The following is a 12,259-nucleotide window of genomic DNA, read 5'->3' as shown; positions in this document are numbered from 1 at the left end:
GGGTCACGGTGGCGGTGCTCGTCATAGGCCTCCTCGCGGCGGGCCTGGGAACCATGGTGTTCCTGCGCACGACGCTGCTGACGAACCTCGACCAGAACCTCAAGCAGGTTGCCCAGTCGGCGATCGCGAGCGCACTGGTCGAAGCCACGATCGACTCGGACGGCACCCTCGAGTTCGCACCGAGGGAGGAAGCCGGCGGCACCGCGTACACGGTGGCCCTCTACGCCTGCACGGCGGAGGGCGCTCGGCTCGCGGTCGCGGGGGGCCAGGATGCGTCCACGACGCCGGTGCTTCCCGACACCTATCCCTGCGATCGCGCCTATATCGACCAGGACACCGTCACGACGCTCGACGGCAGCAACAACTCGCACTTCCGCGCGACGGTGATCGTGACCCCGGTGGAGGGGACCAACGCGACCGTCGTGCAGCTGGTGGCGGTACCCACCGGGCCGACGGAGCGGATCGTCGCGACCTATCTGGGCATCTACGCGATCCTGGCGCTGGTCATCGTGATCGCGAGCGCGTTCCTCATCCGGTGGGTCGTGACCCTCACCTTCCGCAGCCTCGGGCAGGTGGAGCGTACGGCCGACGCGATCGCCGGCGGTGACTTCAGTCAGCGCATGACCGACATCGAGCCGGACACCACCGAGGTCGGCCGGCTCAAGCGCGCCATCAACACGATGCTCGGGCGCGTCGACGCGGCGATCTCGCAGCGCGACGCCACCGTGCGCCAGATGCGCAGATTCATCGGCGATGCGAGCCACGAGCTGCGCACGCCCCTCGTGACCGTGCGCGGCTACGCGGAGCTCTACCGGATGGGCGCGATCCCGGATGCGGAAGCCACCGCGCAGGCGATGGAGCGCATCGAGAAGGAGGCCATGCGCATGACCTCCATGGTCGAGGATCTTCTGGCCCTCGCACGCCTCGATGAGAAGCGCGATCTCGTGCTCGCCCCCGTGGACCTGCGCCCGATCGCCCGCGACGCGGCACTCGATGTCGGAGCCTCGGCCCCGCAGCGCAGCGTCAGCGTGATCGATACGACCTCCGCCGCTCCCGACTCCCTGCGCACGCCCCCGGTTTCGGCCTCGCCGCAGGCACCCGCAGATGTGCCGCCGCGTCGGCGCGGCGCTGTTCCCACGGCCGCGATCACCCTGGCTGCCCGTTTGCGACGACGCCCGCGCGACGGCGGCGACACCGGAGAGGTGCATCCGCTGCCTGTGGCCTTCCACCCGCGCACCCCGATGATGCCGCCGGTCGTCATGGGTGAGGAGAACCGCATCCGTCAGGTCGTCGCGAACCTGCTGGGCAATGCGCAACGCTTCTCCGCACCGGACTCCCCCATCGAGCTGCGCGTGGGCACCGACCTCGAGAACCGCATGGGCTGGATCGACGTGATCGACCACGGCGAGGGCATTCCCGAGCAGATCCGCACGCAGATCTTCCAGCGGTTCTGGCGTGCCGACACCTCTCGCGCCCGGGAGACCGGCGGATCGGGACTGGGGCTGTCGATCGTCGCCTCCATCGTGGAGTCGCTGCAGGGAACCGTCGAGGTACGCGACACCGAGGGCGGCGGTGCGACCTTCCGGGTCTCGCTCCCCCTCGCCGTCGACCAGGATGCCTCCGCACACCTGCTCATCGACACCCAGCCGTTGGAGCGTCTGCCGGATCTCCCGTTGCCCTGATCTCCCCAGCCGACGAGCGCCGGCATGTGGTCCCCATCCGTCGCCGAGGACGCGGCGACCGTAGCGCGCGGCCCCTAGCGTCGGAGTCTCCGACAGAGAGGGGCTCCCCATGGCGACCTTCGCCGTAGACAGCGACCAAGTGGCGTCAGCGACCATCGCGATCCGTGGAACCATCGACCGGCTGCAGGGAGAGTCCACGGCACTGCTCGCGCAGCTCGGCGCGCTCCAGAGTTCGTGGACCGGAGCCGCATCCGGCATGTTCCAGGGCACGATCGAACAGTGGCGGGCCGCCCAGCGCACCGTGGAGGACGCCCTCGCGAGCATCCACGTGGCGCTCGGTGTGGCCGCCCAGCACTACACCGAGGCGGAGCAGGCGAACATGACCCTGTTCCGCTGAGATATCCGGTCCCCCACCGGAAACGGCGGATGCCCCGGTCCCTTGCGGGGCCGGGGCATCCGTTCGTGAGGTCTGGACTCAGAAGTCCATGCCGCCCGACGGGTCAGCGGGAGCGGCAGCAGCCTTCTCCGGCTTGTCGGCGACGACGGCCTCGGTGGTCAGGAACAGACCGGCGATCGACGCGGCGTTCTGCAGCGCCGAACGGGTGACCTTGGCGGGGTCGATGATGCCCTGCGCGAAGAGGTCGCCGTACTCACCGGTCGCGGCATTCAGGCCGTGACCGACGGGCAGGTCCGCCACCTTGTTGGCGACGACACCGGGCTCGAGACCGGCGTTGAGGGCGATCTGCTTGAGCGGAGCCTCGATGGCGACACGAACGATGTTCGCACCGGTCGCCTCGTCACCGATCAGCTGGAGACCCTCGAAAGCGGTCTTGCCCGCCTGGATGAGCGCGACGCCACCACCGGCGACAACACCCTCCTCGACGGCGGCCTTCGCGTTGCGGACGGCGTCCTCGATGCGGTGCTTGCGCTCCTTGAGCTCGACCTCGGTGGCCGCGCCCGCCTTGATGACGGCGACGCCGCCGGCGAGCTTGGCGAGGCGCTCCTGCAGCTTCTCGCGGTCGTAGTCGCTGTCCGTGTTGTCGATCTCGCGGCGGATCTGGGTCACGCGACCCTCGATCTGAGCGGAGTCGCCTGCACCCTCGACGATCGTGGTCTCGTCCTTGGTGATGATGACCTTACGGGCACGGCCGAGCAGGTCGAGGGTGGCGTTCTCGAGCTTGAGACCGACCTCCTCGGTGATGACCTGTCCACCCGTGAGGATCGCGATGTCCTGCAGCTGCGCCTTACGGCGGTCGCCGAAGCCGGGAGCCTTGACGGCGGCCGACTTGAAGATGCCGCGGATCTTGTTCAGCACCAGGGTCGCGAGAGCTTCGCCCTCGACGTCCTCGGCGATGATGAGAAGCTCCTTGCCATCCTGGATCACCTTGTCCACGATCGGCAGGAGGTCCTTGATGTTCGAGATCTTCTGGTTGGCGATCAGGATGTAGGGGTCTTCGAAGACCGCTTCCTGGCGCTCGGGGTCGGTCACGAAGTAGGGGTTCAGGTAGCCCTTGTCGAAGCGCATACCCTCGGTGAGCTCGAGCTCGGTGCCGAAGGTGTTGGACTCCTCGACGGTGACCACACCCTCCTTGCCGACCTTGTCGATCGCCTCGGCGATGAGCTCGCCGATCGCGGGGTCGGCGGCGGAGATCGACGCGGTGGCGGCGATCTGCTCCTTGGACTCGATCTCCTTGGCGTCGGCCAGCAGCGCCTCGGTCACCGCGGCGACGGCCTTCTCGATGCCCTTCTTGAGCGAGATGGGGTCGGCGCCGGCTGCGACGTTGCGCAGACCTTCGCGCACGAGCGCCTGTGCGAGAACCGTGGCCGTCGTGGTTCCGTCACCGGCGACGTCATCGGTCTTCTTCGCGACCTCCTTGACGAGCTCCGCGCCGATCTTCTCGTACGGGTCGTCGAGCTCGATCTCCTTGGCGATGGAGACACCGTCGTTCGTGATCGTCGGTGCGCCCCACTTCTTCTCGAGGACGACGTTGCGGCCACGGGGACCCAGGGTCACCTTGACGGCGTCGGCCAGGATGTTGAGGCCGCGCTCGAGGCCACGACGGGCCTCCTCATCGAAAGCGATGATCTTTGCCATGTGTGTCTCGTCCCTCCCGGACGTTGGCTTGCGTCTTTAGCACTCAGTGATATCGAGTGCTAACTCATTCTGGCACTCGCCCCCGGGGAGTGCAAGCCGCCGAGACCGTCGTGCGAGGACGCAGCACACACGACGAGACCCCCGAGCGCCGACGGGCGCCCGGGGGTCTCGTGAGTGGGGTCTCAGGCGACGATGCGAACCGACTCCGCCTGCGGACCCTTCTGTCCGCTGCCGACCGTGAACTCCACGGCCTGCCCTTCTTCGAGGACGCGGAATCCGGTCATGTCGATGTTCGAGTAGTGGACGAAGACGTCCTCACCGTCGCCGGAGGTGATGAATCCATACCCCTTCTCGGCGTTGAACCATTTGACGGTGCCCTGGGCCATACGAGTCTCCTGATGCTGTAGAACGCAGTCATCGTATGCAGCCGAAACCGCGTGGAAGCGACGGATCCGGCACAGTTGACACAGCAGCAGCGAACTGTTTACGCCGCGGAAACACGCGACCCTCAACGATGAGTCTCAGGGGGTCGGAGTGGGGCTGGGCGCCCCCGCAGCGGTACGGTCGAGGCCGATCACGATCGTCAGCTGCTTCGCCTGCGACTCGTCCACATCGGCCGTGCCGGCATCGTCGGTCGGCTGGTACTGGGTGCTCTGGGCGACATCGGCTCCGCCGATGAGCTCGGCGAGGCCCTTGGCCGCCGCCTCGTCGCCCGGGAACGCGTAATAGACCGTCGTCTGCGCGAAGTCGGTGGCGCTGGCGCTGCTCGCGTTGACCAGGTCGGCGCTCCAGCCCTTCGCGATGAGCTCGTCCTTCATGGTGGTCGCCAGTCCCGTCTCCGGTGTCGCGTTGAGCACCAGCACGGAGAAGGACATGTCGACGACCGGCGTCACCTCGGGGGTCGGCGTGGGTGTGGGCGTCGGAGAGGGCACGAGCACGATCCGTCCAGAGAGCACCAGGCTCCCGAAGATCCCCGCAGCGATGAGGACGATCGTGACGACGATCGCCCAGAGGGTGACCACGCCAGCCCGCATACGCGGGTTCTCGGCGCGGTGCGCTCCGACACGCCCCGAGGCGTTCGCCAGGTCGTCGAAGCGGTCGCGGGGATGCGGGGTTCGGGACACCCCACGATGCTACCGGAGCGCGTCGCCCGGCCCGCGGAGCGAGATGTCAGGCACCGCCGCGGGCCGTCGAACGCTCACGCCGACGCTCGTCGCGGATGCGGCGCAGGCGTCCGACGAGGAGCGGATCCTGGGCGAGAGCTGCCTGCGAATCGATCAGCCTTCCCAGCAGTTGGTAGTAACGCGCCGGCGCGAGCTCAAGCTCGACGCGGATCGCTTCCTCCTTGGCACCGGTGTGACCGAGCCAGCGCGCCTCGAAGGCGAGCAGCTGGGAGTCGCGCTCACTCAGAGCGTCGGATGCGGAGTCGCGCACGGGCACGGGGCAACGCTAACCGAGCCTCCCCGCCGCATCCGGACGCCACTCCACGGCCGCCCCCAACGGGTCGACCGCGGCGAGCACCTCGCCGTCCAGCGCCAGCGCGAAGCGATCCTTCGGCCAGGCGACCGCGTCGATCGGCTCGCTCCAGCTCTCGTGCAATCCCGGCGGGTCGATCGTGATCCAGCGCCCTGATGCCTGAGCCGCATCGATGATGCGTCGCCGCCCGTCCCTCGGGACATGGACGAGCACCCCCGGTGTCGTGACCACGAGGGTCGCGTCGGACGGGGCGGTCAGCGCGAGCTCGGCGATGACGCCGGGCGCCGCCGCATCCGCCGCGCGCAGGATCGGAGGCTCTTCGGCTGCGACGTCGAGTGCCGCCTCGATGCGCTCCCGACGTCCGCTCTCCCCCGGCCATACGAGACCCGTGAGCCAGCGACGATCCTCGACCGAGCGGGCATCGAGCGGGTTCAGGTCGATGCCCGCTCGCCACACGACCGTCGGGAGGCGCAGCTCCGTCTCCCGACCACTCCACGCGGATGAAAGGACGACAGCAGCAGGACCGGCGATCGGATCGAGCTCTTTTGTTGGTCCCGCATCCGCGACGTAGCGATAGGAGTACCGGTCCGGATACAGGCAGAGGCCCGCGCTGGCGCCGATCTCCAGAAGTGCGATGGGGCCTTCGATCTGGGAGAGCGCGGGAAGCAGGGCGGCGCAGCGCCCGGGCTCGTTCGTCTGCACGGAGCGCGCCGTGGCCTCCGCCACGAGCACGTCAGCGTGCGCGAGCACCCACGCTCCCCAATCCGCTCCCTCCGCCTCCGGCGCCCCGAGGAGCCTGCAGACGGCGAAGACGAGGGGCGGCTGCCGATGGGTCGCCGGGATCCGTGCCAGAACAGCGGCGAGTTCCGGCGTGGTCTGCACCGCAAGCGCCCACTGCTCGTAGAGCCGGCTGCGACCCGGCGCCTCTTCCTCGGCGAAGCGCCGGTAGCGCGCGATGACGGCCTCGATTTCGCTCATCCGCTCATTCTCGGTCACACGGGAACAGCACCCTCGCGGGTCGGGTTGAATGGAACAGAAGGAGGACCAATGAGCTACGCAGTGAACAAGTCCGAGGAGCAGTGGCGCGAGGAGCTCGGAGCAGACAAGTACGCGGTCTTGCGTGAGGCAGCGACCGAGCGCGCCTGGACGGGCGAGCTGCTCGACGAGTCGCGAGCGGGCCTGTACGCGTGTGCCGCGTGCGGTGCCGAGCTGTTCCAGAGTGGAACGAAGTTCGACTCGCACTGCGGCTGGCCGAGCTTCTACGAGTCGGTCCGCCCCGAGGCCGTGGAGCTGATCGAGGACAACAGCCACGGGATGGTGCGCACCGAGGTGCGCTGCGCTTCCTGCGGCTCCCACCTGGGTCACGTATTCCCCGACGGCTTCGGCACACCCACGGGCGATCGGTACTGCATGAACTCGATCGCTCTCGAGTTCACGCCGGAGGCCGGCGAGTGACCACCGGCGCGCGCGACGCGATGCGCGTGCGCCGATCGTGGTCGAAGGTGACCGACGAGGCGCCGACGCATGACGAACTCGTCGACATTGTCGCGGCCGCGGGACGGGTGGCCGACCACTCGTCGCTGCGACCGTGGCGGCTGATCGAGCTGCGCGGCGGGGACCGCGAGCGTCTCGGACGCGCGATCCACAAGGCTGAGAAGAAGGATGGCGCGTCGACCAAGCCCCTGCGCGCCCCGCTACTGATCGCGGTCGTCGCCCGCATCCAGAAGGACAAGGTGCCGGAATGGGAGCAGGAGGCGGTCGCGTCCGGCGTCGCCCACATGATGAGCCTGGCTCTCGACGAGGCCGGATGGGGCGTGATCTGGCGCACGGGTCACTACACCCGCAGCAAAGCCGTCGCCAAGGCGCACGGGCTGCGCAAGAACGAACGACTGTTGGGGTGGCTCTACATCGGGGGAAAGCCGGAGCTGACCCGCGAGACGCGGATCAAGCAGATCGACGGCGCCGCGTTCCTCAGCAGACTCCCGCGCTGATCATCGGCGCCGCCATCGTGGGACGGTCGCCACGATCACGCCGATGACCGCCACGACCACGGCGATCAAGGCCACCTCGATGGCTGGCCCGGCACGCCCCGGGAAGAGAGCGTCGATGACGACCGAGGCGCCGAGCAGGCCGACGACCGATCCGAGACCCAGTTGCAGCACGCCGGTATGCCGCACGAGCGCTGCCGACAGGAAGATGTAGACGACGCCGATGGCGCCGCCGACGTAGAGCCAGGGTTCGGTCGGCAATCGAGGCGGTCCTGCGATCCCCAGTCGGACGGCGGCCGCAGCCGTCAGGAGCACAGTGCCACCGGCGAAGTTCACGAGGGTGGCCGTCAACGGGCTCCCCACCTCGTTGCGCAGCCGTCCGTTCGTTGCCTGCTGCCACGCGATTCCGGCTCCCGCCGCCAGGGGAAGCACGAGCAACCAGACCGGAACGGATGCGGCTCCCGCGCCCACCAGTGAGACCACCACCGCGGCAACGACGAGCAGAGCGCCGACGAGGCGTCCGATCGTGACTCCGACGACGCCGGCGGGACCGTAGCCGACCCGATCGAGGATGACACCGTTGACGGTCTGGCCCGCGACCACGCCGACGGTGAACGCCGCGACACCGATCGCTGCGACCGCGACCCCCTGCGTGAAGACGGTGAACGCTCCCGCGGCGCCGCCGAGGATCATCCACACCGGGATGCGGCGCTCGCGAACCCCCGCGATCAGGCGGGCGAATCCCGCTCGACCGCCGGCCAGCAGGGCGCTGAGGGCCAGCAGGATGACGAAGCCCGATCCGAACGAGATGGCGGCGGCCGTCAGCGCGTCGCCGATCGCTGCGCCGAGCGCGCCGTTGATCTGCGCCTGCGTGGCCGTGAGAACGCCCACGAGGACAGCGCCGGCGACGGCGATCGATCGTGGCAGGCGACGTGGGCGGGGCGAGGTCACCGATCGAGACTACGCGGGGGTGCGGTTCACGAGCCCCAGACGGCGGCGACCACGTCCGTCAGCAACGCCTCCCGACCGCGTCGCGCAGCGTGCGCCCGAGCATGCCCGGCACCGCCGGGCAATGAGACGGGTTCAGGCGGTGGAGACCTCTGCGCTGAGGGGGGTATCGCCCGCGCCCACAGCGTCCGTCATCGCGTGGAGGAAGTCGACGATGGCATCGGCATCCCCCGGATCCAGCGACCGGACGGCAGCCATCATCCGCGTGTGCATGCCGTCGAGCGTGCGGCGCACCTCGACGTGGGCGAGATCGGTCGTCTCGACGAGCAATCGTCGTCGGTCGCGCGGGTGCGGTTTGCGCTTGAGGTGCCCGCTGCGCTCGAGCCGATCCAGGATCCCTGTGACCGAGGGCGTCGAGACGCTGAGGTAATGGCCGATATCGCCGGGCGAGACCTCCCTGCCCCGTTTGGCTGCGCGCATGAGGTACTGCAGCACGAGGAGGTCGTTCTCGCCCATGCCCATCGATTCCTGCGTGCGACGACGCATCGCCATCTCCGAGGCGCGATAGGTACGCAGCGCGTCGAGCACTCGCCGGCCGGCGTGCTGGCGCACGTCATGGGCGTCGTACCAGTACATCGCGCGATCGCTCATCGAAACTCACGATTCGCGAAATGTTCATTTGCCATATCGCTAGCCTACCTAGTAATGTCCAAATCGAACAAGCTTTCCTCTCGATCGAAAGGCATCCTCATGGGACACCTCTACTACGCGAACAGCACTGCCCCGGTCGAGATGAACGATCGCCTGCTGGCCCACGTCAAGGTGGTCGCCACCACGAAGCTGCGTCGCCAAGAGTCCTTCACACTCAACCTCCGCGGTGCGGACGGGCGCGAGACTCTCTGGATCCACTCCTCCATCCCACTGCGGTTCGTGTTCTCCTCAGCCGAGCCCGAATCACTGAATCCCGTCTTCCTCCAGACGCTCGCCGAGTCCGCCAGTTCGACGGCGGGGCTCACGGTCGACGTCGATGACGATGTTCCCGCCGCTCAGCAGCAGCCGCGCCGGCGGGCGGCATGACGACGACGCTCGCGCCGTTCGTCGCGGCCGCATCGCGGACCACGTGGAATCAGGCCGACGACGGGTTGTACGTGGCCCAGCGCGACGGCGACTTCTTCGGCTACATCGACCGCAACGACGACGGGAGCTTCGTCTCGTTCGACCGCTTCTCCTCGCCCGTCGGGCGTTATGCGACTCTCGCCGCCGCGAAAGCGTCGCTGACGACGGTCGTCTCCGACCCGATCAACCGGCAGCGCCTGCGAACCCGCGAACGTCTGCCCTTCGTCGCGGCGACGTGGGCGGGGTTGGCTGCGATCGCCGTCGCCGTCACTGCCGGGGTGCTCGTTCCCGGTTTCTGATGCATCCACCAGAGGATGTGAACCTGCAACCCTGGATGACAAACGTGCGCATCGACGCCTCGGTGTTTCCCGTGCCGGCTACAGGACTTGAACCTGCAACCCCCGTTTATCGGGTCGCGAGTTGATACGTGTCCATATGTGTACTTTCCGCTGCAGTTCCACCGTGCCGTACTCATAAGTACACCCAAGTACCGACGCAAAACCACGAGTAAACCGCAGATCCCGGGGCCAACGCTTCCGCCGGGCGCGCTACGCTGCACCTCATGACGACACCGGCCCCGAAGGCAGTAATCCCCGGCTCCGCGATCGCATCGATCACGCTCGGCGCTCTCGGCCTCGTGGCGGTGCTGCTACTTATCCCGGGACTCAAGGTGCTCGGACTCCTTCTCGCCGTCGCCGCGGTGATCGTTGGTGTCCTTGGCGCGGTCAACGCGCGCCGGTCAGGTGGCCCTTCGGTGGCATCGTGGATCGGCGTCGCCCTCGGCGTTACGTCCGTCGTCTACTTCGTCGTCTGGTCGCTCACCTGACGACGAGGTGACGTCGAGCACGATGCCGTGCACGCGCGTCCTGCAGTCGGTGCACCAGCAGCGGGTCCAGCTCGAGCGCTTCACGGGTGTCGATCGTCCGCCCGAGGAGCTGGTAGTACCTCGCTGGCGTGACGCCGAGCTCGTGCCGTATCGCTTCCTCCTTGTGCCCCGTGTGCGCACCCCACTTCGCCTCGAAGGCGAGGAGCGCGGCGACGGGAAGCATGGGGCCATGATCCGTCGGGGGTCGGACATAGGCTGACTGGGTGCTGATCGGTATGGTGCGACCCCGCGAAACGAAGACCGTCGACGTGACGGGAGCGTCGCTCGAGGACGTGCACCAGCAGCTCGTCGACGCCACTCCGGCCGATTCGTGCTCGCGTCCGGGCCGGTGAAGATGAGCGCCGGCACCACCACCCTCGCAGCCACCGGCACCTACCTGCCGACCGCCGTGCAGGAAGTCGAGGCAGACGACATGCCAGCCCTGCGCGCGAAGGTCCCCGACGGGTGGATGCTGCTCAACGTGCGGCGCGTCTGACCCCACCCACACACTGGACCGCATGACCGAGTCCGCCCTCCACCCGCTCGTGCACCTCGGTGTCACGATCAGCAGCCTGTGCAGCCGCGACAAGTACTCCACCGACCCCGCCGTGCACACCGCGGCCGTCGACGAGATCCGCCGCACCGCAGGCGTGCACACCGACATCCGCGACCACGAGGTCGGCGTGTGGGTCGGGTACTACGGCGACGACTACACGAAGACCCGAGCCGCCGCGCTCGTCGACGCGTTCCCCGGATGCGTCCACCACATCGCTCTCGGAGTGCAGCGGCGCGGAGCCGGCGGACATGGCACGTTTGAGACGAGCATGCCCGCCGGCGTCGGCTGATCAGGCGGCGAAGAGCCGGGCGGCGATGTGTGCCGCGTGCGCGTCGAGCGTTTCCCCGCGGGAGTAGTAGCCCTGCGTGGTTCTTGGGTCGGCGTGGTCGGCGAACGTCTGCGCTTGGGCGAGGGTGCCGCCGTTGTCGATGATGGCGGTGATCGCCGTGCGGCGGAGGGAGTGTGGGTGGATGTTGTCGGGCAATCCCGCTTTGCGGCAGAGGATCTTCACCCACGCGTAGGCGCCGTTGCGGTCCTGGCCGCGGCCGTCGCGGCGGAGGATCAGCGGCCCCGACGTTCGGCCGGCGATCGCGGCGTCGATGATCCGCACCAGCGGGACGGGGATCGGCTTCACCGACCGTTTCCCGCCCTTCCCGATGCTGGTTAGCACCCGATACCCGGAGCGGTCCTCAGCGAAGTCCTCGACCCGGATGGCGCACACCGCTGACACGCGCATGCCCAGCATCACCATCACCGCGATCAGCGCATGATGCGCGGGCGACTCCCGCTCCGCGTACTGCAGCAGCCGCTGCGTCTCCCACCGGTCCAACCATGACGGCGTCTTCTCGACACGGTTCGCCGGCATCCTGAGCAGCACGGTGGGGTCACGATCTATGAGCTCGTCGGCGACGGCGAGACGGTAGAAGGATCGGATGGTCTGCAGGCGACGGCGGACGCTGCGGGGCGCGTTGTGCCGGTCGTCTTCGAGGTGCTCCCGGAACCGCTCGAGGTCCGGCCGACGCACCTCGAGCACGTCGAGGCCATGACTGTCGCACCATGCCTGGTAGATGCGGAGATCTCCGGCGTAGAGGGCGCGGGTGGCGCCGCGGTAGCGGGCGAGGAACCCGTCGACGGCGAGGGTGGTGTTGCGCGGGGCGCGCGCGACTGTACTGTCGTGCATGGCGATCTCCAACTGATCCTTGGTGTCGTCTGCCCCCGTCTGCTGCTCCAACAGCGGCGGGGGCGCTCCCGTGTTCGGGAGGTGCCTCGAACCTAACCCCACCCCCAGACGCCACGCCAGGGCCCGGGAACGACGAAAAGCCCCCCGAGCCCGCCGTGAGGCAGGCCCGAGGGGCTGAACGTATGGCTTCGTGCTTTGGTGAGGTCAGTACAGCGCGTAGTTGGCCTGCAGCGCCGCTCGGATGGCGTTGAGCTGCGAGCCGGTGAGGATGTCGGTGTAGCCGATGATCTCGGCCACGTCGAAACGGTAGATCGTGCCGCCCGACACACGCCGGCCGACGACCAGCTGCGACA

General features: G+C 68.3%; 19 protein-coding genes. 10 read left to right on the top strand and 9 right to left on the bottom strand.

Annotated elements, in window-relative coordinates; all coding sequences use genetic code 11:
• Positions 1-53 precede the first annotated feature (53 nt).
• Together SK224_RS16160 and SK224_RS16155 are read left to right on the top strand one after the other, a co-directional pair.
• The gene (locus SK224_RS16160) at positions 54-1,682 is read left to right on the top strand and encodes a HAMP domain-containing sensor histidine kinase (protein ID WP_320435714.1); all 1,629 of its coding nucleotides are present in this window, start codon (positions 54-56) and stop codon (positions 1,680-1,682) included.
• A 109-nt stretch (positions 1,683-1,791) separates the two neighbouring features.
• Positions 1,792-2,079, top strand: a complete 288-nt coding sequence (locus SK224_RS16155; RefSeq protein ID WP_137417655.1) for a WXG100 family type VII secretion target — start codon at positions 1,792-1,794, stop codon at positions 2,077-2,079.
• A 78-nt stretch (positions 2,080-2,157) separates the two neighbouring features.
• Here the strand turns inward: SK224_RS16155 and groL are convergent, their stop codons facing one another.
• From groL to SK224_RS16130, 5 genes are all read right to left on the bottom strand, one after another.
• A complete protein-coding gene (gene groL / locus SK224_RS16150) occupies positions 2,158-3,777 on the bottom strand; it encodes a chaperonin GroEL (RefSeq protein WP_320435671.1) in 1,620 nt (539 codons plus the stop codon).
• A gap of 182 nt (positions 3,778-3,959) precedes the next feature.
• Positions 3,960-4,163, bottom strand: coding sequence for a cold-shock protein (locus SK224_RS16145; RefSeq protein WP_137417657.1), 204 nt, complete (start codon positions 4,161-4,163; stop codon positions 3,960-3,962).
• A gap of 135 nt (positions 4,164-4,298) precedes the next feature.
• Complete coding sequence (locus tag SK224_RS16140; protein ID WP_320435670.1) at positions 4,299-4,901, bottom strand: LytR C-terminal domain-containing protein; 603 nt, start codon at positions 4,899-4,901, stop codon at positions 4,299-4,301.
• A 46-nt stretch (positions 4,902-4,947) separates the two neighbouring features.
• Entirely contained in the window at positions 4,948-5,217 is a 270-nt protein-coding gene (locus SK224_RS16135) for a DUF3263 domain-containing protein (RefSeq protein ID WP_320435669.1), read from the bottom strand.
• 9 nt (positions 5,218-5,226) lie between these two features.
• The gene (locus SK224_RS16130; protein ID WP_320435668.1) at positions 5,227-6,231 is read right to left on the bottom strand and encodes a DUF2332 domain-containing protein; all 1,005 of its coding nucleotides are present in this window, start codon (positions 6,229-6,231) and stop codon (positions 5,227-5,229) included.
• Positions 6,232-6,300: 69 nt separating this feature from the next.
• On the opposite strand from SK224_RS16130, the gene msrB reads away from it, so the two are divergent.
• Positions 6,301-6,708: a peptide-methionine (R)-S-oxide reductase MsrB gene (msrB, locus tag SK224_RS16125; protein WP_274285921.1), complete on the top strand. Its 408-nt coding sequence runs from the start codon at positions 6,301-6,303 to the stop codon at positions 6,706-6,708.
• 20 nt (positions 6,709-6,728) lie between these two features.
• Positions 6,729-7,244, top strand: coding sequence for a nitroreductase family protein (locus SK224_RS16120; protein WP_320435713.1), 516 nt, complete (start codon positions 6,729-6,731; stop codon positions 7,242-7,244).
• On the opposite strand, the gene SK224_RS16115 is transcribed toward SK224_RS16120, so the two are convergent.
• Together SK224_RS16115 and SK224_RS16110 are read right to left on the bottom strand one after the other, a co-directional pair.
• Complete coding sequence (locus SK224_RS16115; protein WP_320435667.1) at positions 7,245-8,192, bottom strand: DMT family transporter; 948 nt, start codon at positions 8,190-8,192, stop codon at positions 7,245-7,247.
• A 132-nt stretch (positions 8,193-8,324) separates the two neighbouring features.
• Positions 8,325-8,840 (bottom strand): MarR family winged helix-turn-helix transcriptional regulator, encoded by a 516-nt coding sequence (locus SK224_RS16110; RefSeq protein ID WP_320435666.1) that lies wholly within the window; start codon positions 8,838-8,840, stop codon positions 8,325-8,327.
• Between the two features lie 54 nt (positions 8,841-8,894).
• Here SK224_RS16110 and SK224_RS16105 point away from each other — a divergent pair, with 54 nt between their 5' ends.
• From SK224_RS16105 to SK224_RS16095, 3 genes are all read left to right on the top strand, one after another.
• Positions 8,895-9,266 carry a hypothetical protein gene (locus SK224_RS16105; protein ID WP_320435665.1) on the top strand — a complete coding sequence of 124 codons (372 nt, stop codon included), beginning with the start codon at positions 8,895-8,897 and terminating at the stop codon, positions 9,264-9,266.
• Entirely contained in the window at positions 9,263-9,604 is a 342-nt protein-coding gene (locus SK224_RS16100; protein ID WP_320435664.1) for a hypothetical protein, read from the top strand. The genes SK224_RS16105 and SK224_RS16100 overlap by 4 nt, the downstream gene beginning before the upstream one ends.
• 263 nt (positions 9,605-9,867) lie before the next feature.
• Positions 9,868-10,131 carry a hypothetical protein gene (locus SK224_RS16095; RefSeq protein WP_320435663.1) on the top strand — a complete coding sequence of 88 codons (264 nt, stop codon included), beginning with the start codon at positions 9,868-9,870 and terminating at the stop codon, positions 10,129-10,131.
• Here SK224_RS16095 and SK224_RS16090 read toward each other — a convergent pair.
• Positions 10,124-10,354 carry a DUF3263 domain-containing protein gene (locus SK224_RS16090; RefSeq protein ID WP_320435662.1) on the bottom strand — a complete coding sequence of 77 codons (231 nt, stop codon included), beginning with the start codon at positions 10,352-10,354 and terminating at the stop codon, positions 10,124-10,126. The genes SK224_RS16095 and SK224_RS16090 overlap by 8 nt on opposite strands.
• Before the next feature lie 40 nt (positions 10,355-10,394).
• Here SK224_RS16090 and SK224_RS16085 point away from each other — a divergent pair, with 40 nt between their 5' ends.
• From SK224_RS16085 to SK224_RS16075, 3 genes are read left to right on the top strand one after another with little or no spacing between them, the layout of a single operon-like run.
• The gene (locus SK224_RS16085; RefSeq protein WP_320435661.1) at positions 10,395-10,523 is read left to right on the top strand and encodes a hypothetical protein; all 129 of its coding nucleotides are present in this window, start codon (positions 10,395-10,397) and stop codon (positions 10,521-10,523) included.
• A complete protein-coding gene (locus SK224_RS16080) occupies positions 10,520-10,666 on the top strand; it encodes a hypothetical protein (RefSeq protein ID WP_320435660.1) in 147 nt (48 codons plus the stop codon). Before SK224_RS16085 ends, SK224_RS16080 begins: the two co-directional genes overlap by 4 nt.
• Positions 10,667-10,688: 22 nt before the next feature.
• Positions 10,689-11,015: a hypothetical protein gene (locus SK224_RS16075; protein ID WP_320435659.1), complete on the top strand. Its 327-nt coding sequence runs from the start codon at positions 10,689-10,691 to the stop codon at positions 11,013-11,015.
• Here SK224_RS16075 and SK224_RS16070 read toward each other — a convergent pair whose 3' ends face one another.
• A complete protein-coding gene (locus tag SK224_RS16070) occupies positions 11,016-11,906 on the bottom strand; it encodes a tyrosine-type recombinase/integrase (protein WP_320435658.1) in 891 nt (296 codons plus the stop codon).
• Positions 11,907-12,259 lie beyond the last annotated feature (353 nt).

The sequence above is a fragment of the Microbacterium sp. BG28 genome, assembly GCF_034044005.1.
In the GTDB taxonomy this organism is placed as follows: Bacteria; Actinomycetota; Actinomycetes; order Actinomycetales; family Microbacteriaceae; genus Microbacterium.
This window is presented reverse-complemented; position numbering and strand designations above follow the sequence as displayed.